The sequence below is a fragment of the Armatimonas sp. genome (genome assembly GCF_031410135.1).
Lineage (GTDB): Bacteria > Armatimonadota > Armatimonadia > Armatimonadales > Armatimonadaceae > Armatimonas.
Window position 1 is genome coordinate 1 of record NZ_JANNYP010000028.1, and the last position, 19,405, is coordinate 19,405.

Genomic DNA, 19,405 nt, shown 5'->3' on the forward strand with positions numbered 1-19,405 from the left:
GGGTGAACTGCCCTGCCAGCGCCATGCGAATACCATTGCTGGAGAGATGAGCACTCTCCAGGCGCATATCCGGTTGCACTTCTGAGTCCCAAAAAGTGCCTCGATGCTCTCCCAAGGTAGTGTAGAGTGCCACCGCAAGAACGGAACCCGCTGGTGTTGCCAGCCCCAGTGTCCCCGCAACGAAGACCTGATCGAAGCGGCTGACCTGGATCGCCCCGGCTTTATCAGCACTATGCCCAGGCCCATCCATAGTATGTTGCCAGAGCGCCTGACCCTTCGGGCTAAAACCAGCAGCCAGCCAGTCTGTATTGGGATTATCCGGTGCCGAGGTGGTACCGGCCAGAAAGACCTCCCCGCGTGTGTTGGTGCAGAGTGCGCCTAGGACAGCCTCTCTCCCTCGCACCGGCACCAAACGGCTCCAGAGCGGGGTACCATCGCCTGCGTAGTGAAGCAGGAGCGGCTGACGCTTTCCCGCCACGAGCGCCGTCCCTCCCAGATAGGCCCCCCCCTGCCCATCGGGAATCACACAGATACGGTGCTCCTCATTCTTGGTAGGCTCCGTGGAAAACCGCGACCAGAGCAGGTTGCCATCGCCATCGTACTTTAGCAGGGTCAGTCGCCAGCCCTCAGGTCGGCCAGGAGCCTCGGGAAAGTAGGACTCGCCTGCCACATAGAAGCTCTTCGGATCGCTAACAGCCACCGAGAACGCCCGATCACAGTCGTGGCCCGGCCCGGAGAAACGGTGCCGCTTGAGAAGTGTGCCGTCAGGTGAGAAGAAGACCGTGAGGATATCCACATCCTCTTTCTCTGTATCTACCAGCCCCACTGCACAGACCCGGCCATCAGGCAGAACGGCTACAGACGTCCCCTCCGAGCTCCGCTCTCCCTGGACAGTCTTCTCCCCCAGCCCGGGGCTGTCCTGATACTGCCAGCGCACCGGGGAGCGCGGAGGAGAGGCTGTTTTTTTCGCGTTCTGCTTCAGAATCCCAACGCTAATCAACAGTAGGAGCAAAAGCCCATAGAGCCAGGGAAGCGGCGGACGGCGCCGTCTCGCTCCCTTAGCAACGGCTGGAACTAAGGCAAGAGGCAGTGATTCCGCGAGGGGCGTGGCAACACTCGGGCGAGGTGTGGCTATTGGGGGAATCTGCGCCGTCTGAGCAAGCTCCGCTGCCAGCGTGGTGAGAGCCGCGGGAGGAGCACTGGCCAGCAGTGTCCGCCAAGCCTCCTCTGCCTCCTGGTACTGCCGTCGGACTGCCCCCAGATCTCCCTGTGCCTGGGCAAGCCGCATCAGCTCCCCATGCGCCTCTAGATTCAGGTTATCGCGCACCAAGAGCCATCGAAGCCCCTCCTGGGCTTCCTGGTTCTTCCCTTGCTCGCGTGCACGGCGTACCTGCCACCAGAGCAGCTCGTCGAGTGCATGCTCCACCTCGCGCCGGTGGCCATTGGCGAGCTCATCGTGCCCTTGAAGCAACACTCCCCGGTACAGGGCAAGTGCTGCCATGACCTCTTGCTCCTCACGAGGCGAGCGCAGCAGAGTGAGCGCGGCCTTGAACTGCTGGAGGTCGGTCGAAATGGCCTCGGCCACGATAGAGACGCTGGTGCGAGTGATCTGGAGGGCACCGCCCCCCTCAGCGACTCCAAAGAGCTGCCGCAGGACACTCAGCTCCTGGCGCAGGCGGGTACGCTTGCTAGTCAGCTCCTGGTTCGGCCAGAGAAGCTCTGCCAGAGATTCCCGAGTATGAACCTTACCCGGCTCTAGGCAGAGATAGGCAAAGAGAGCCTCCGAGTAGTGTCCCGGAAAGACAACCCGCTGGCCCGCTGCATCGCGCACCTCCACTTCCCCTAAAATTAAGACACTCCAAACACGTTTTGTCGTCGCAGACATAAATTCTCTCAGGCTATTACTACCACACTACCACTTCGAGCGCGATACAATAACCGCATGCCTGAGTATGTGGTGTCGGTCGGGATGGAGTGCCATGCCGAGCTTCTGACCAAATCTAAGATGTTCTGTGGGTGTGAGAACGCCTTTGGGGGTGAGCCCAACACCCGCTGCTGCCCTATCTGTCTGGGCCTGCCCGGAACGCTTCCGGTGTTTAACAAGCAAGCCGTGGAGCACGTGGTACGTACGGCGCTTGCGCTCAACTGCGAGATCTCGATGCGGACGATCTTTCACCGCAAGAACTATTTCTACCCCGATCTGCCCAAGGGCTACCAAGTGAGTCAGTACGGCAACACACCTATTGGGATCAACGGCTACCTAGAGATCGAGCGTGAGGACGGCAGCCTCAAGAAGATTCGGATCACCCGTGCCCACTTAGAGGAAGACACCGGCAAGTCGCAGCACGTGGACGGCTTGGGCTACTCCGTGATGGACTATAATCGCGCGGGCGTGCCACTGATGGAGATCGTGACGGACTTTCCGCCCGATGTGGAGAGTGGCGAGGAGGCGCGGCTCTACGCCGAGACCCTGCGCTCGATCCTGCTCTACTTAGACGTGAGCGACGGCAAGATGGAGCAGGGTAGCTTGCGCGTGGAGCCGAATCCCTCAGTGCGCGAAAAAGGCAGCGAGGTCTACGGGATCAAGACCGAGATCAAAAACCTCAACTCGTTTCGCTTTGTGCAGCAGGGCGTGGAGTACGAGGCCAAGCGTCAGATCGCCGCGATTGCCAAAGGCGAGCCGATTATCCAGGCTACGTTCGGCTGGGACTCCGAGAAAAACGAGAGTGTCCTCCAGCGTGTCAAAGAGAGCGAGCAGGAGTACCGCTACTTCCCTGAGCCTGATCTGATCCCGATTGAGTTTCTCGAAGAGTACATTGAGAGTCTCCGCGCCAGCCTCCCCGAGCTGCCGATCCCCCGCAAGCGCCGCTTTATACAAGAGTACGGCCTGCCTGCCACAGACGCCGCCCAGCTAGTGAGCGAGCGGGGCATGGCGGACTTCTTTGAGGCCGCCGCCAAGCTCGCCGATCCCAAACTTATCGCCAACTGGATGCTCGGGGACCTCACGCGCCTCGCCAACGCGGCCAATCAGCCCGTTCATGGCACACCGATCACCGCAGAGCACCTCGCAGGGCTAGTCAATGCCATTGGCAAGGGCACGATCACGGGTAAGATAGCCAAAGAGCTGATCGAGTCCATGCACACCGACAGTAAGAGTGTCGAACAGCTTATTGAGGAGCGTGGCATTAAAGTCGCCGATGCAGGGGTAGTCCAGGAGATTGTCCAGAAGGTAATCGCGGCCAACCCCGATATCGTGGCAAAAATCAAAGCCGGAAATGAAAAAAGCAAGGGTTTTTTGGTAGGTCAAGTGATGAAAGAAGCACGTGGCCAAGCCCGCCCCGATGACGTCAACCGGTTGCTAGACGAGGCGCTTGCATAGAGTAAAAACGCTCCTAAAATTCTCCGCAATTTCGGGAGCGTTTTTACTGTTTTTGCTGTTTAATAAATAGGGAGGTTAAGGCCTCCTGAATCTACCGCAGACGGAAGTTAAGGCAGAGCAAGAATGTCCAGGATGGGAACTCTCCCTCTCAAGGATCACCCGGTCTTCTCAACGATGAACCGAGTCCGTAGCGCCTCCTCTTCAGAACCCTCACAGGTGTTCTCAAACTCGCACGGCGGTGACGAAGATGGCTTTAGCTCATCGAGTCCCGCCTACACAGATGAGCTAGAAGAAAAAGAGAGTGCGAGCGCATACGATGCCCGTGAGCAGGAGCAACAGCTTAGACGGTATCTGGGGCATCCCCGCTCCTCGCGACTCCTCACGGCCCTAGAGGAAGTAACCCTAGCGCGCCGTGTTGCCCGTGGCGATCAGCAGGCCAAGGACATGCTCATTGAGTCCAACCTACGCCTTGTGATCTCCGTAGCACGCCGCTACTCGGTTCCTGGCGTTGCCCTTGCCGATCTGATCCAAGAAGGTACCATCGGGCTCATCCGTGCCGTCGAGAAGTTCGACCCGGACCGTGGTTTTCGCTTCTCCACCTACGCCACCTGGTGGATTCGCCGCTCCATTGCGCGCGCCGTGATCAACCAGGGCCGCACCATTCGCATTCCCGTCTATGTCGCGGACATGATCCACAAGGTCTCCCGCACCGCCGGAGCACTCCGTCAGGAGCTCGCCCGCGAGCCGAGTCTAGAAGAGATTGCTGCCGCTGTCTCCATGCCCCCCGAGCGGGTCGAGGAGATCCTTCGCGCCGCCGCGGAGCCACTCTCTTTAGAAGCACCCATTGGGGATCGAGAGTCGTCGCAGCTGGGTGATTTTCTACAGGCACAGTCCACCCCTACTCCCTCCGATGTGGCGATGAACCTGATCCGCCGCGAAGAACTCGAAGGAGTTCTCTCACAGCTCTCCGACCGGGAGCGTGAGGTGCTGAGCCTGCGCTTCGGACTCGAAGGCGATGCGCCTTGCACCTTGGAAGAAGTGGGCCTGCAGCTTCATGTCACCCGTGAGCGCGTCCGCCAGATCGAGCTGCGGGCGATCAAGAAGCTCCGTCGCCTCGGCCCTCAAGAGAAGTTCTAAAAACTCAGGCCCGTGAGGTCAAGCTGGAGGCGGCGCGCAATCGTGGAGTAGTAAAGCGCCACTTCTCGCCCGTTGATTGAGCGTATCAGAGAGTACTCGAAGTCGCGGTAGCCAACGGACGTAAACTGCGCCTCCGTCAGGCGCAGTCGTGCGGACCAGGGGCCAGTCAGTGCGACCCGCGTCTCCGCAAAGAGCGTACTCTGGAATGTGTCTAGTCCCCGTGAGCCATTGAGCGAAAAGCTCCATTTCTCCCCTTTGCTCAGAAACGTAGAGGCGCTCAGGCGCTGACGTCCTTGCCGGTTCACGATCGGCACACCCGTTGTGGGAGTCGTTGGGCCCGTGGCGACAAATAGGGGGGGAGTCTGAAAGAAGTCGTAGCTGAGCTGAAACGTCCCCAATCCCTCCGAGCGCCAGCGCACGGGCTGTGCCAATGCGGTCGTCGTCTGAATCGAAGAGCCCGAGCTGCCTGCCCCAGACGTTCCCACAGGGGCACTGACCCAGGTATAGCCCAGCACTCCCGACTGTGTAAGCGTCAGTTGGCGATCTAGTTTGATGGGATCTGCGGAGAGACGTGTCCCCAGGTTCTGCGTCTTAATCGTCCGTGAGGTGCTCCCGAAGAAACGCTGCTCCGTAGCCGCGCTAGAGATCGTATAGCGAACGCGTGCCTTGGGCCGAACGAGCTTGGGGTAGGTCTCCATAAGAGACTGCACCCGCCAGTCCCCACTCGGAGCAATAGAAGCTCCACTCGCAGTATCCGTAAAGCCTCGGTAGCGGTTGAGCGCCGCACTGACATTGACCCGAAAATCTGAGAAGTTATGCCCAATCTGCGTACTACCAAAGACATCTTTCCCACCGACTACATCCATAAACAGACTAGCATCTGTCTTTTTATCTAGCTTCTGGTTGTGTTGCAGCCGCATTCCACGATCTTTGCTAGCGAGATTGAGAACCTGAAACTGCCCCTCTAGGCTCCCTGTGTTATAGCTCTGCTCTAGATCCAGGTTCCAACCAAGGCGCTGAGAATAAACCGAAGAGCCAAACGGCGCTCCTCGACGCAAAAAGAGCGTCCCCACCCCACGTGGCTGGACATTGTAGTAGTAAGGTAGGTTGAGCCAAATCCCATTGGCTCCGACGCCCAAAAGCTGCTCACGGTAGAGGGACAGCTGACGCAAGTTCATGATGTGCTGTGGCGCGGAGTAGGTTTTTTGTCCCTCAATATAGAAAACGGCATGACGGAACTGGAGCGAACTATTAAAGTCTAGCGCCACAGACTGAGCCACCACCGTAAACTTCGCCCCCGAGATATCGGCGATCATCCAGGAGTCTCGTGGGAGCAGGTTATCTCGTTGACGGATAGTCTCGATCAAGCCAGGCATACGGATACTCACCTGAGTGCGTGTAAACTCCTGGACACGCTCCCCGTCACCTATTCCCAGCTCAAAGTCGTAGCGGAAGCGGTCGTAGGTGCGGCGCACGCCTCCCTGCTCCACAACAACCCCTCCCTCAGCACGCATGGCACGACGGTTGGTATCTACGATAAAACGCTGGGCAACAACCTTGATCCCTTGGTAGGTAAGCGTTGCATGCTTATTTTTATCTTCGGCATAGAGATAAGGGCCCGCGTTGTTGGGAAGGTTCAGCGCATAGCCAATGTAGCTAGACTTCTCGATACGAAGCCAACGATCCCCTAGGTTTGTTTCTTGGGCATCGTTGCTAAACGTGATCTGCCGACGTGCCGGGACAGCTCCTCCGGACTCAAGATTCGCCGTGATTGTTGCCACACCCGGCTGATCCGCTGCTGTCAGCGTTACACGAGCAAAACCGCCGCGCGTCTCCGCCGTAAACGTATCGAGTCGGCCTAGTGTTGTGGAGAACTGGATGCGTGTCCCATCCGGTACAGCGGCTCCACGATCATCAAAGACACGGGCGGTCAGAATACTGGTGCTGCGCCCGTCGGCCCGGAGAAGCGTTTTTTCCGCCTCCAAGTCGATTGCAGTAACAGCAAGACTGGTACGGGTCAAGGCAAGGCTAGCGACAAGGAGTGGAAATGCTTTCACGTTAGTATTAGAACAAAAAAACGCCCCGCCGCTTCAATTTGCAGCGGGGCGTTTTAGGAGAGTTTAGCGAGTTGAGAAGTACAGCACACCCAAAAGCGCACCAAAGATCGTCACAACGTTCTTGTCACCAGAACGTGTCTTACCCTTGGATTTTGTATTGTTCTTGACATTGCTTGCTATAACAGCCGCTTGAGGGTAGAGGGAGCTAGCCGCTTGCTGTCCGCCCGTTACTGCTGCGCGTGCCAGAGCGGATGCTTGTTGACGTCCCTTAGCAACATCTGCCGGGGCGATCCCTTGTTGCATTTTCGCAAACGTACCAAGAGCTTGACCACTCTCGGTATTGTAGCGAGTCATGCTCAGATTGAACTTTGCCGTCCGCGACGCTGCATCAAAGGAGTAATCATCCACAAAGACTGTCAGGTACTCCGAAGCGCCAACCACTTCGGCGAAACGCTTGGCTTTACGGTTGTCATCACCGGGGCCAGAATCTGCGTCTTTGTCTGAGATAATTTTATCGCTCTCATTGATCGCACGCTGGACACTGGGGATCCTTTTGTTATAGACCACCGCTGCAATTCCCAGCTTTGTGAGCTGGTTACGAAGCGCTTCTGTAACATCATCTTCCACAAGCTTCGTGCTGTCATTACGATCACCGTTGACAACAGCCGGGAAGAGAAGCACATTACTCGGAGTCTGTGCATGGGCCAGGCTAGGCATGAGGGCCAGACCTGCCGTCAGCAGGAGCGCTCCGGAAGCCAATTTTGTGCGCATTGATATCGGGCTCATCATAGTTTGCTCGAAAGTCCTTCCATTTCACCTTCCCCTCGGTAATGACTACCGAGGGGCATTATATTTTACCGAATCACCGTCACCGGCAATGTTCGCAAGTGGACATCCCCACTATCGTTCGTGACACGCACTTCAAGAGTGTATGTTCCCGCAGGTACTGCCGCACCATTTTGGTTGCGGCCATTCCATACGAGTCGGTTTTCTCCACTTCGGGAAGCACGGCCCGGTGCCAACACACCAATCGTATTGCCCGATATTGACCGTATGGTTGCAGTCACGTTTGCGTCTTGGTTAATCCCCAACAAGTAGGCGTAGCTTCCACCAAGTGAGCGCGATCCACCTGGTGCAACTTGCAGTTTGGTAATTGCCAGCGGACGTGTAACTTCGGTTTTAGCCTCGATCACAAAGCGGCTAGGACGATCCTTGCTTGCCGTCACTTGTAGTGAGGTCAAACCACGCAAGCTTGTCTTTTGCCCCGTCTGCTTATCCGTGATGCTCAAGTGAATCCGCTTGGGAACCTTAGCAAGGCTTGGCCAAAGCAAGTTCACTTTCCCATCTTGGCTACTTTCCAGTACGAGCTCCCAGGTCGCTGCGCTACCAGAGTTCTTCATAACCTGAGCATAGCGGCTAGCGCCATCGCCTTTAGCGACTGCCAGCTGAACGTAGTCTTGGAACGGCGCGGGTGGCTTCGGGAAGTCCTTTCGGCCATCACTTGTCCCTGTGCTCATTCCGATTCGTGTTGCGGCATCTTGCTTGCCATCGGAGCGACGTGCAATCAGATCCAGGTTCCAGTTCTCCGCAGTCATACTTTGCTGGGCACGGGTTGCAGGCTCAGAGACGCCTCCAACAGGACTTGGAATCACCACAGAGTCACGCGTGGTTGGGGTTGCGAACAAGACACTCGCACGGTTATTGAGATAGATCCAGTACCCTTGCCACGGCTTGATAGGTGCTGTCAGATCCTCAAAGAACCGGTAGCCACCTTCGGTCGGGCTGAAGTAGAAAACCCCTCCCTTGATAACACCGTTACGTACCGCTTCTCCAAAAGAGATTGAGGAGAGAGACGGATTATTATCTAAAGGAACAATGCGCAGATAGTTCAGCGGAATGTTATAAACATACGGGTTGGAGATCATGTTCCAACCACGTTCGAGAACGATCTGCAAAGGAACCGACTGTGTGTTAGCCGTCGGTGCTTGAAGCGAGACCGGCTCAACTCCCTTAGCATAGAGAAGCCGCTTCCCATTGCTGCCTTGAGCAGGTCGGTAGAAATACGCTATTCCAGGCTCAATCTTTGTCTCGCGGATGTAGCGCCCTGCTCCTGAGTCAGACAGAGGATCAGGAACCCAACGGTAAAGCAAGACAGGCTCATCAATCGGGCGGCTCAGGGAGTTGATAACGGTATCTGGATCACCATTGTTAGAGAGCGCCGCATTAAGTTGGAACGGGAACCCTATCATTTGGAACGTCCCAACATTCAGCTCGACCAGAGGTGTTGCAGGAATCGTAATGGTTCGTCCAATAGATCGGGACAACGGGTTGGGCTTTGTGACACCGATTGCGACCTGATAGGTTACCGGCCCGTAGACCTCACCCGTTGGCTCAACCAGCCACGAGACGACTCCATCCTGATCACCAACCAATGTCCCTGGTGCACCAGCCGCCGCTCCTTGTGGAACGACTGCCTTGGTGGAGACATCACGGTTGCCCGTTGCAGGATCGGTAGCAAAACGCAGTCCTGGAGGCAGGGTCAAGCTCGCAGACACCCCACTCAAGGGCACATCGGCATCGGGTAGTCGCTGCTTCTGACTGTAGACGCTCGCAAAGATCCTAAACTGATTGGTGACTCCGGTCACAACCGTGGATCCGGTTGTCGCATCAACTCCCGTAACCGGGGTTCCGATAAACTGAGAGGCAACACTAGCAAGCGTTGCAGAAGTATTCCCTGCAACGGTCGGTAACGTCGCAGCCCCCGGATAGTACGGCAGTGCGGCCGGAGACTCGGTGGACAGCACCAGATCATCTCCGATCAGATCCGTGCTCCCCCCAGCTCCAATATAAGCTACCACTACCTGACGTCCCCCCGCTGGAATGACATAACCCTGTGGTGTATTGCCGTAGTAAGCCGCCGTCGCAATTCCCGTCTCAAAAGTCGGAACACGAACTCCTTGTGCTAAAGGAAGGTACTGTCCCGCAGGAGTCGTCCCTCCAGGAGCCAGCTCACTTGCATTGGCAAGATACAAAGAGAGAGGGAGTGTGGCGTCGCTACCCCGAAATGACTGTCGGTTATGGAAACCAGGATCGGTTGCCGTGTCCGCACGCTTCGAGAAAATATCAAGAGTATCGGGGATCGGTGCGACAATCGAACCGGGCGTCGAGGGATCGCTTCCCATCACGACCGGACGAGGGCTCACACCACGCTCTGAGTTCACAAAGTAGAAGTTATCAGAGCCTCGCACGTTCATGGTCCAACGTAAACCTACAGTGTGGGACTGAGTATCTGTATTGATAATCGTCCACTCGACACGTGCTGTGGACCGCAACAAACGGATTCGCTGTTCTATGAAAACCGCACCACTCGCTCCGACATTATAGCTGGCAAGTAACACAGGACGATCCGCAGCGGTACCGGGAGATCCATCGGTTCTACGGAACGTCGGAGCAAGGCGGTACTGCCCCGTATCAAATCCCACGTTGACACGTGTTGTCCCATCCACAAGTGCCTGGAGATAGGCAGGATAGTTCATGTAGCGACGATTATTTTGGTCAGTGGTCGTTGTAAGCCCATCACCAAAGCCATAGGGCCACTGATTCTCTGACAGACCAAAAAGCGATCCCGCTAGATTTTCAACTCCACCCAGGAGTGGCTGGTTATCATCTTGGCTAATTCGCAGGTTACCTGCAAGGGTTCCAAACGACATTCGTCCAGGAACATCCGTATTCGGAGTTGTCACTCCCCAAGTCCCAGCCAAACCTACAGTCATAGACATATATTCATTGAAAATATAAGCATACGACGGAGGAGTTGTAGGCGGGGGAAAAGGAACTAATCCTCCACTAGGGAATGCAATAGCTACAGGACTAGTACCACCATCTGTGTCTGCAAAAGCAACACAGCTGAGTCCCAGTAATGCAAAAACGCTTCCTAATGCAATCGTGAACGTCTTCGGATTTTTCCCCGAAACACGCTTTTCAATTTTCTGTTTCCGAGCAGCGAAAATCGCCATCGAATAACCTCTCTTTGCTTCTTCAGCAGTCTGGGGTAGACTGAGTGACTGCCTACCCCGATTGAGCGCTTAGCGAACGATCTGAATCACTCGCTGCTCGACCTGAGTTTGCCCATCCACAGTCCGTGCTTTCACCCGGACAACATACGGACCAGCAGCAACCAGACCGCCATTCTTATTGCGACCATCCCAGCGCAGGGTTGTATCTGCGCCAGATTGAGAACGTCCTGTACCTATCAGATCACCTACGGGTCGTCCATCAAGTGTCTCAACGGCGCCTTGGATCTCTGCATCAACGTTTGTATTGAAGCGGATAGACCAGCCAGAGGCAGCCCGTCCACCTGTTTGAACGGTACGCATATTCCGGATAGCGAGGCTCCCCCCACTTGTTTGCGGATCAATGCTGATCACAAACTTGCGCGAGCTACCAGCTTCCCCAGAGCGATAGGTGTAGGAGGAGCGTGAGCCCATCACAATCCGCTCCCCCGTTACCGTATCTCGCAATGTCAGTCGCGAGTTACGTGGAGCGGAACGAATCCCATCCCAGGAGAGAACAACATTCGCATTCGGACGATCTGTGGCAACATCGGCAGTCCACTCTTGATGAGTGATCGTATTGCCTACAAGCGCTCGCATATCAAATGCAAGAGCACGGCTCTTGCCATCGGAGCTTGCATTATTGAAGCGCACATAGGCATGCCCAGCACCTGCCGGAGGCTTAAGGATATCGTTCTTATCCTCTGCATCAGTAGCACTCCGTAGCTGGCCAAAGTAGTTTTGACCATCTACATCACCTGCTACATTTGCAATCAGACGAGCCTTCCATCCATCACTATTAGATCCTGCCACTTGCAGTCGAGATGAAGCACTTGGTACGGGCGGAATTAAGAGCGTACAGTCACGGAAGACACGTACCCAGTACCCATTGAAGGGTTCGAGCTGGCCGGAAGGAGCGATGGCATAGACATAGTCACCATTCGCGTAGCCGATCAAAGCAGGTGATAAGTACCCAGCCTTTACCGCATCCGCCATAGAGTAACTGGCTCCCTCAACCACCACGGTCACAACGCTCCAGTCTACAGGGTACGAGAAGGGGGCACCGATCATGTTCCAGCCACCACCCGTTGCGTACATATTGATCCCAACAGCATTTTCCGCAATCGGACTAACCCCGGGAATTTGTGTCGGATAAGGCAACAAGGTCGTGCTAACTGTAGTGGCACGATCTAGATCAAGCCAGTATCCAAAACCAATTGGAGCAATCGAGCTACTCAGTAGCGTCGTATCATAACTAATGATGCGACTATTGAGCTGATCTTGAATATCAAACCTCGACGCACTTCGTAGGTTATAGGAATCAACCGTATTCCGGAAGCGAGCGTAGTCATCCTCACTAGGTAGACGCAATGGGTTATAACGAGCTAGACTAAAGACCGTTGTTTTACCCAATAGCGCGGCTTCAGGAGTCAGGTTAGGATCTGTTACTGGTCGAATAAAGGTTCCCGCCTTGAAAGGAACGGAGAACATGCTTCGGCCTGCCGACAACCGCTTCTCCACAATTGTCAAGAACTGTGCGGTTTCCAGTGTCGAAGCAATCCCGGTAGCGTTACGCTGACTGATTTTTGCAACAATCCGGTATTGGCCAGGAGAAAGGCTTAGAGGAGTATAGGTCCCATCAGCATTAAGCGCAGGAACCGTAATACCAGAGAACTTCGTAGACTTCTGAGCATTAGCAGGCAACACAGGAATTTCGAAACGACCCGATTGGCCGGCGACTCCTCGTCCCCCCACAAATGTTTTAACAATGCTCGGAGTTCGTCCAATAGTCTGAATCTCAACAGTCACATCCTGTTCAAGCGACCAAAGACCGATTATCCCACTGGGTGGCGCATTGGAATAAATCCGTCCAACGCCCTGTAGGCTAATCGTGATAGGAGTCGCATTGAAGTAGGACACGCCACGATCACCACTTGTGGAAACACCTGAATTAAATCCCGATGTGATTCCTGCAGAATCTAAATCCACTGACGGTGATGCATCGCTAAATGGCAGAAGAGCCGAGTAGGCATCAAGAATACCAGGGCCATGTCGATTAGGATCAAGTGGTTCACCAGGAGCCTGCGCCCCCGCCGCCAGTGCATTATACATCTGGTTAGAGGGGACTCCAGCCGCCGCAAGTAAGGCAACCACACCTGCAACATGCGGCGATGCCATAGAGGTGCCATTGATACTGTTGATTCCATTGGTTCCAGGGCCAAAAATAGGATTCCCATTGAGAGGCCAAGTGGAAATAATATCATTGTTACTTCCGCCCGGCGCTGCAATGATCTGAGAATTCTCAGTGAAGCCAAAATCAGAGTAGCCCGACAGACGCCTATCACGGCCAACCGATGTCACCTTAATGACTCCGGGGTAGTCGGATGGATACCCTGGAAGCGTAGCATGGTTCACAGTCCCATTGCCCGCTGCGGCAACAATGGTAACCCCAGCAGCGATTGCATCTCGAACCGCATTGCGCTGTGCGGTGGAAACACCATATCCACCCAAGCTTAAGTTGGCAACTTTGCAGCCTCGGGTAGCGGCGAAATTAATGCCTTGGATAACGCCAGATGAGCTCACCCCACCAGAACCATTGTCAATATTAACATCAACCAGTCGAACGTTGAGGCCATTGCGAACCCAGCCAGCCACGCTAGCGACTCGATTACCATTATTCGTTGCCGCACCAATAGTTCCACCGACATGAGTTCCATGCCCGACGGTATCAACACCTGCGGTTCCACCACCAAATGCTTGATGCTCAATAACTAAAGAACCTACTGTGGGATCAATAAAATCAGGATGTCCTCGCTCAATGCCCGAGTCAATCACAGCAACAAGAGTCGAAACTCGGGGATCCTGCGAGAACTGAATATTCCATGCCTCAGGCATACGAATCATATCCATATGCCATTGATTACGGTATTGAGGGTCGTTAGGAGTAATCATTGGGCCAGGAGGCGCGACGGCACGCGTTTTCCTCTGTGCTGGCGCTTGTTTCTTTGGAAGACCAAAGTAGTAGCACATATAATCGGGCTCAGCGACTTGCACCAACGGACTCGCTTTCAGTGTACGAATCGCCGACTCGAGGGCAGCAGTCGCCAACTGAGGCTGAGCATTAGGATTTCGTCCAATGAGACCAAGCAGATAAACGCCCGGTGAATAAGCAAGTGGCTTTATCAGCTCACATCTAGCACTTGAAGCAAGCAGATTGACATCAGAAAGTGCCATGCTCGGTGACACTTGCAGAATAACCTCTCCTGCACGTGCTAGCGGCTTAGGCGGATCGGCGGCATAGGTATCCACAGCATTAAAAAATGATGTGCTTGCTAAGATTCCGCCGAGAATGGCTTGAAGCGTTATTTTCCTCATCGTTGTTCTCAGGAGTCGTGTAGAAGTCAAACTAGACCGCAACCGGAACCCCAATACCAATTTACTTGGACTTTCTTTGGGGGCACAGAGTTACTGTGCCCCATTTATCTGATAACGTTGCTACGGTGCTGCAGGTGGCACACTAATCTTCGCAAAGGATGTAAGATCCTGTGAGTAGATATAGTCATCCCCATTAACCGTATTTGTCCCCATAGGACCAGGTGTATCCAGGGAGTTGCGAGCCCCGACACGGTAGTAGACTCTGCTACCCGCCTTCAGGTCTTTGAAATCCGTACTGAGATCGTAAGACTCTGTCCGGCTATCGGCAGCAAGGCTAAAGTTCGCGAAGAACGGACCTTTTTGAACCTTCTTCTTGAAATCTGGCCCTGATGAAAACTCTACAACATACTGGTTTGCTCCCTGCGTAGTTCGGAAAGAAACCTGGACACGCTGCATATTCTGATCAGAGACCGGCCCTGTCACCGCGGGACGTGCGAGAGGGGTTACGGCACCGCTCTGTGCTTCAAGAGCAGACTCACGGTAGACAACCCCACCGCCGACGTTGCCGCCGCCGACGTTGCCACCACCGCCGATGCCGCCGCCGACGTTGCCACCACCGCCGATGCCACCAGCGCCGTTACCGCCACCGCCGATACCGCCACCAGCGCCGATACCGCCACCGATACCACCGCCGCCAGCGCCGATACCGCCGCCGATACCACCACCGCCGATACCACCACCAGCGCCATTGGTATTTTGATTCAAATCAGGAGCACGAACAGCGCTATAGAGAACGCTCACACGATAGCGATGCGTCACACCAACAGCCATTGGAGGAACCGTTGAGGTAATCGGCAAAAGGCTAGTCCCCAATGCTAAACCACCACCAGCATTGTTACCACCACCAGCATTGTTACCACCAGCGTTCGTACCGCCAGCAGTCGTACCGCCAGCAGTCGTACCACCAGCAGTTGTCGTCGTGGGCTGAAAAGGATCCTGACCATAGTCAACAACGTTGTAAACCTGTGTACCCTGACGGCTTGGATCATCTACAAAACGAGTCTGCGTCCGACTTACAACCCCGACAAGGATATCATCTCGCCAAATGTGGTACTCAAGAATATTGCCCTGAGGAATATCCTGAGCATGATTCCACCGCAGCTCAACACGTGCTGCAGACGGATCTAGCGAAGCAGACACGGAGCCATCTGCATAAGCACGAGCAACAACACCAACTATACCTGCACCGTTATTGCTGTTGCGGGAGCTAAACAAGAACCCTGCAAGCAGAACGGCACCAACGATACCAATGACCGTACCTAAGGCACTCTTTTGGTTCTTTTGGCGCGGCGTATAGTTCTTAACATCCGGTAAAGCAACCGACTCAATCGTGCCATCCCTGGTAACATTAACCCCAGGAAGCTTTACAATAGCACGTGCATGATCTTCAGGCTTAATACCCTTATTCGCTTCAATCACACTACCAACAGAGGTTGTGGCTTGAACGGAGCTAATACGAATTTTACCTACTTGCTCTCGTCCACGGGTCACGATCATCTCAAGGTTCTTAGAGATTCCATCACGACTACCGCGGTTCAGATACACTTCATTGTCGCTGGTATTAAGAACCGTTGCTTCAGGAAGTGTAAACGAGCTCATCGCCTGAACAATCAAGAAAGCAGCGTTTGAGGTTGCTTGCCCAACTTGAGTCTGACGATCAGGATCAAGGCCCGCTGGCGCGGCAGTTGATGTACCTGTCTGTACCGATCCGTTCACAAATTCACCAGAGACAATATCAATCAAACGCACACTCAGTGTCACTCGCACTTGATTGTTCGCCGCTACCGTGTTGACGATATCACCGGTCATGATATAGTCCACACCCAGTGCTCGTCCTAAACGACGAATCGCGATACTGTTAAACGGTGCACTAAGCCCCTGCTTCTGAATCTCCTGGTTCAACACCGTACGAGGCGTAATCTCATATCGCCCTGTATTCGTCATCTCCAGAGCAACAGCATCTGTTGCACTTCGACCATCAATCTGAGTGGCCCCTACACCCGGCAAGACGCCAAAGTCTAAAGCGGCCACTGAAGGAATTTTAGTGGTCTGCGCTTTCGCCTTCTGCGGCACCGCCAGAATCAGCAAGGGCAGCAAAAGTGTCGTTACTAACGACCAGCTAATGCGCTTCCCAAAGCTCCCAAACACCAAGTTTCTCAACGCGTTTTTCCTCCGTCCATTGTCGTAGCAGTTCTGTCGTCCGACGAGCAGACCTGCCGCTCGATCATGGTTCGCATTGTACCCCGCACGTATTGTTACTGTCTTTCGTCAAAGGCACGGTAGATTCCTCCCTTAAGGAGTGAATCTACCGTTGCTTTTGTTTTTTAGCGGACGCTTACGAAAGGCACAGCCTGTCGTACCGTCGCACCCGTCTCATCGCGAGCCGTCAGAACCAGGATATAGGCTCCCGCTGGAAGCGTTGCCCCCTGGCCATCACGCCCGTCCCACACAACGCCCGTCTCACCCACACCCGAGGCTCGGGTCTGTAGCCGACGAACCGTTCGTCCACCGAAGGACTGAACTTCGACCTCAACATCAGCAGGCTGTGTTGTATTGAAGCTCAGACGATAGCTAGCTCCAGACTGCCCTCGGGTACCTCCTGCAACTTTCACATTGGTCAGTGCCAGTGGTCGAGTCTTAGCAGGCATCACTTCGATTCGGAAGCGATGGGCGATCTTGCTGACGGCTTGGTAACGATAGGCTGAAGCAGATCGGATCGCAACCCGCTTGCCTGTCTCCGTATCAACAAGATAGGGATCAATTCCCTTGTCCAATCGGTTTGCATTGGGCCAGAACAGTGTAGCCTCGCCTGTCTGACTTGCTTCTACCGTGAAGTTCCAAGACTTCATTCCCGGTGTTGCGGCACGGATCACATCAGCAAAGGCTGCTGAGCGTCCCGACTCGTTCTCTCCCTCAATCGCCAGATAGATTCCAGGAACCTGGGTCAGTGCTGGCGGCTTTTGAGTATCGAAACGGGTGTCGAAACCATCCTTCGCTTCGGGTGATACCCCAACCGTGTTATCGGTATCGGTGTTATTGCCCTGGCGTACTGCGAGCTGAATTCGATAGTCCAACACGCTCTTGCTCTCGATCACACGAGTAGCCCCCGCCTCAGCCTGAGCACGTGTCTGAGGTTTCTTACTGACCTTGACTCCACGTGACACAGGATACCCAAGGATCAGCTTCAGAGGCTGGTTCGTTAAGTTACGGAACCAGTATCCAAACCACGGCTTCATCACATTTACCTGGAAGTACTGCGATCCATTCTCGGATCCAGAGTATCCAAAGAGTGCTCCTCGTACTTTCCCAAGGCGAACAGCCTCGGTCATGCTCATTGCCACGCCACCTTCTTCTTGAATCTGACCATTCGCATAGAGATCCAAATCCGGCGCAGGTGTGTTAGGACTTGTCGGGTTCACGAAGGGATGCCCGATCAGGTTCCAACCTGGTGCAAGAGAGAGTGTAAATGTGTCGCCTGGTAAATTCACTCCGACTTGAGTTACCGAAGCAGGTGCACCAAACCGGACAAAGTAGCCCTTGCCTACCTGAACTTGAAGGTCAGGCGACAGGTTGTACTCAGAGCCCGTCCAGTCTGCCACATTGAACTGATTGTAGACAGCTCGGTCATTTGCGGTGTTGGGAGTCCCATCACCATCATTATCACCACTTGGGGTCAGTCCAAAGATTGTCCGTGTTGTGATAGTTGTGTAGTCGTAACGACCAGGAGTCGAGATAAGCTGAATTCCATCGCTGAACACCTTCGCAGGCTGCATCCGGAAGTTATACGCTTTTCTTTCTGTCCCCGAGGTAATGATCAACCGAGGCAACGGTGTTGGATCTGAGGTCAGACCAACCTTGTCGGCAATCACTTCATACTCACCCGGTGAGAGGTTCGTCTTAAAGTTAGAGCCATAGCCCGTTGCATCCGTCGCCAGTGTCGCGGTAGTCACGACGGTCTTCGCAGGATTAGGACTCACCACTCCACTCTGAACGATGTAGAAGCGGATCGTGACATTTCCTTCAAGAGCACTTCCCGTAACCTTTTGGACGGTACCTGAGACCGATCCATCTGGAAGTGCGGTGAGCCGGAAGACAGGTAGAACCTTAGTTCCCGTTCCTCCTACCACAATATTCGGGAAGGACACCGTGCTGTAACCGAGCGCCGATGCTGTCACTGTGTAGGTACTAGAGGGGATCATGTCCAAGCTTCCACTGATCGTGATAAGCGTGTAGTTGCCATTCACATCCGTGGTTGCACTGGCAATGGTTGCCCCCGACGACTCGTCTACTGCGGTAACGAAAGCCCCGGACAGCGGTGTGTTATCGCTTGCCTTGAGTACCTGACCCGTTACTTTCTGAGCAGCTCCTCCGAGCTTGAAGTCCATTTGTGAGGTCTGATCCTCGACAACAATCAACCGCCATCGCTCAGGTTGCCCTGTGATGGGTCGGTTTTGGATGAGAGTTCCCGAACCAAGGACAACTGTCGTCTGAGGCTGCCTGCCCACAAGAACACTAGTCAGATCAGGTTTATAGAGAGGGTTCGGAACCGTCCTCAGAGTGCCATCCGTATTGAACTGAGGTCGCCCGGCACTGTCCAGCTGAGGTCGAGTGGCTGAGTTCACGAGGATCTCGTAGCCATCGTCCCACACTAGCAGGTCTCGGACCAGATAGGCACCTGGGCGGCGACTATCTGTTCCATCCGAAGAGACCGCAGTAGCGATGTTCATCGTCCCGTCCGCATTGATGCGGCGCGCTTGAACTTCAACTCCTCCAAGCCCCGTCCGTCCGTCGAGTGCAAAGACACCGCCTTCAGGATCCGTTGTGCTCAAGGGATTTGGCTTGCGAACGTTAGAGAGCTGGCCTGGATTCGCCCGCTTCAGCTTTAAGCTAACACGGGTAGTGTTGCCCGCTTGAACCAGGCTGCCCGTGGCATGCTGCGTATAGAAGCCTTGCTTGTAACCATCAAGCCCATAGGCACCTGGCCGCAGACCTTGGATAACAAAGTTCCCGGATGCATCCGTGAGGGCCGTGCCCGCCGCTGCCCCTGCACCTGTTACAGCACGTACAAGTGCATCCGCAACCGGTGAGCCATTGTCATCAATAACTTGACCTGCCATCAAGCCCGTCCGGCTCTCCAGGATGAAGTTATTCATGACCTGAGCGCGCCGTCCTTGATTTGCAATCATCGTCCGGGTTACGGAGCCAACCGTACGACTGAAGGTGTACCAGTCGTTGGTCATGCTCTCCAAACCGAAGGCAAGATAGTAGACAGTCCCTCCGTTGGCATTCTGGGTACGGATCGCTCCCACATTACCATTGGTATAGGTGTACTCCCGTGTTGCCCC

General features: G+C 54.7%; 9 protein-coding genes. 2 read left to right on the top strand and 7 right to left on the bottom strand.

What is annotated here, in order from left to right; all coding sequences use genetic code 11:
• On the bottom strand, positions 1 to 1,885 hold a 1,885-nt coding region (locus tag RMO15_RS01075), incomplete at its 3' end, for a hypothetical protein (protein ID WP_309707048.1).
• Between the two features lie 57 nt (positions 1,886 to 1,942).
• Between RMO15_RS01075 and gatB the strand changes: the two genes are divergently transcribed.
• Both gatB and RMO15_RS01085 read left to right on the top strand, forming a co-directional pair.
• A complete protein-coding gene (gene gatB, locus RMO15_RS01080; protein WP_309707050.1) occupies positions 1,943 to 3,379 on the top strand; it encodes an Asp-tRNA(Asn)/Glu-tRNA(Gln) amidotransferase subunit GatB in 1,437 nt (478 codons plus the stop codon).
• A 132-nt stretch (positions 3,380 to 3,511) separates the two neighbouring features.
• The gene (locus RMO15_RS01085) at positions 3,512 to 4,516 is read left to right on the top strand and encodes a sigma-70 family RNA polymerase sigma factor (protein WP_309707052.1); all 1,005 of its coding nucleotides are present in this window, start codon (positions 3,512 to 3,514) and stop codon (positions 4,514 to 4,516) included.
• Here RMO15_RS01085 and RMO15_RS01090 read toward each other — a convergent pair.
• The 6 genes from RMO15_RS01090 to RMO15_RS01115 all read right to left on the bottom strand — a co-directional run.
• Complete coding sequence (locus RMO15_RS01090; RefSeq protein ID WP_309707054.1) at positions 4,513 to 6,573, bottom strand: Ig-like domain-containing protein; 2,061 nt, start codon at positions 6,571 to 6,573, stop codon at positions 4,513 to 4,515. The two genes, RMO15_RS01085 and RMO15_RS01090, sit on opposite strands and share 4 nt — an antisense overlap.
• A gap of 63 nt (positions 6,574 to 6,636) precedes the next feature.
• Positions 6,637 to 7,344 carry a hypothetical protein gene (locus tag RMO15_RS01095; protein WP_309707056.1) on the bottom strand — a complete coding sequence of 236 codons (708 nt, stop codon included), beginning with the start codon at positions 7,342 to 7,344 and terminating at the stop codon, positions 6,637 to 6,639.
• Between the two features lie 83 nt (positions 7,345 to 7,427).
• Positions 7,428 to 10,316, bottom strand: coding sequence for a FlgD immunoglobulin-like domain containing protein (locus tag RMO15_RS01100; RefSeq protein WP_309707058.1), 2,889 nt, complete (start codon positions 10,314 to 10,316; stop codon positions 7,428 to 7,430).
• 342 nt (positions 10,317 to 10,658) lie between these two features.
• A complete protein-coding gene (locus RMO15_RS01105; protein WP_309707060.1) occupies positions 10,659 to 14,000 on the bottom strand; it encodes a S8 family serine peptidase in 3,342 nt (1,113 codons plus the stop codon).
• 120 nt (positions 14,001 to 14,120) lie between these two features.
• Complete coding sequence (locus tag RMO15_RS01110) at positions 14,121 to 16,220, bottom strand: hypothetical protein (protein WP_309707062.1); 2,100 nt, start codon at positions 16,218 to 16,220, stop codon at positions 14,121 to 14,123.
• A gap of 164 nt (positions 16,221 to 16,384) precedes the next feature.
• The coding region (locus tag RMO15_RS01115) for a carboxypeptidase regulatory-like domain-containing protein (protein ID WP_309707064.1) at positions 16,385 to 19,405 on the bottom strand (3,021 nt) is incomplete at its 5' end.

Coding starts and splice junctions, on each gene's coding strand:
- gatB (WP_309707050.1), top strand. CDS start 1,943: ATGCCTGAGTATGTGGTGTCGGTCGGGATGGAGTGCCATGCCGAGCTT.
- RMO15_RS01085 (WP_309707052.1), top strand. CDS start 3,512: ATGGGAACTCTCCCTCTCAAGGATCACCCGGTCTTCTCAACGATGAAC.
- RMO15_RS01095 (WP_309707056.1), bottom strand. CDS start 7,344: ATGCGCACAAAATTGGCTTCCGGAGCGCTCCTGCTGACGGCAGGTCTG.
- RMO15_RS01105 (WP_309707060.1), bottom strand. CDS start 14,000: ATGAGGAAAATAACGCTTCAAGCCATTCTCGGCGGAATCTTAGCAAGC.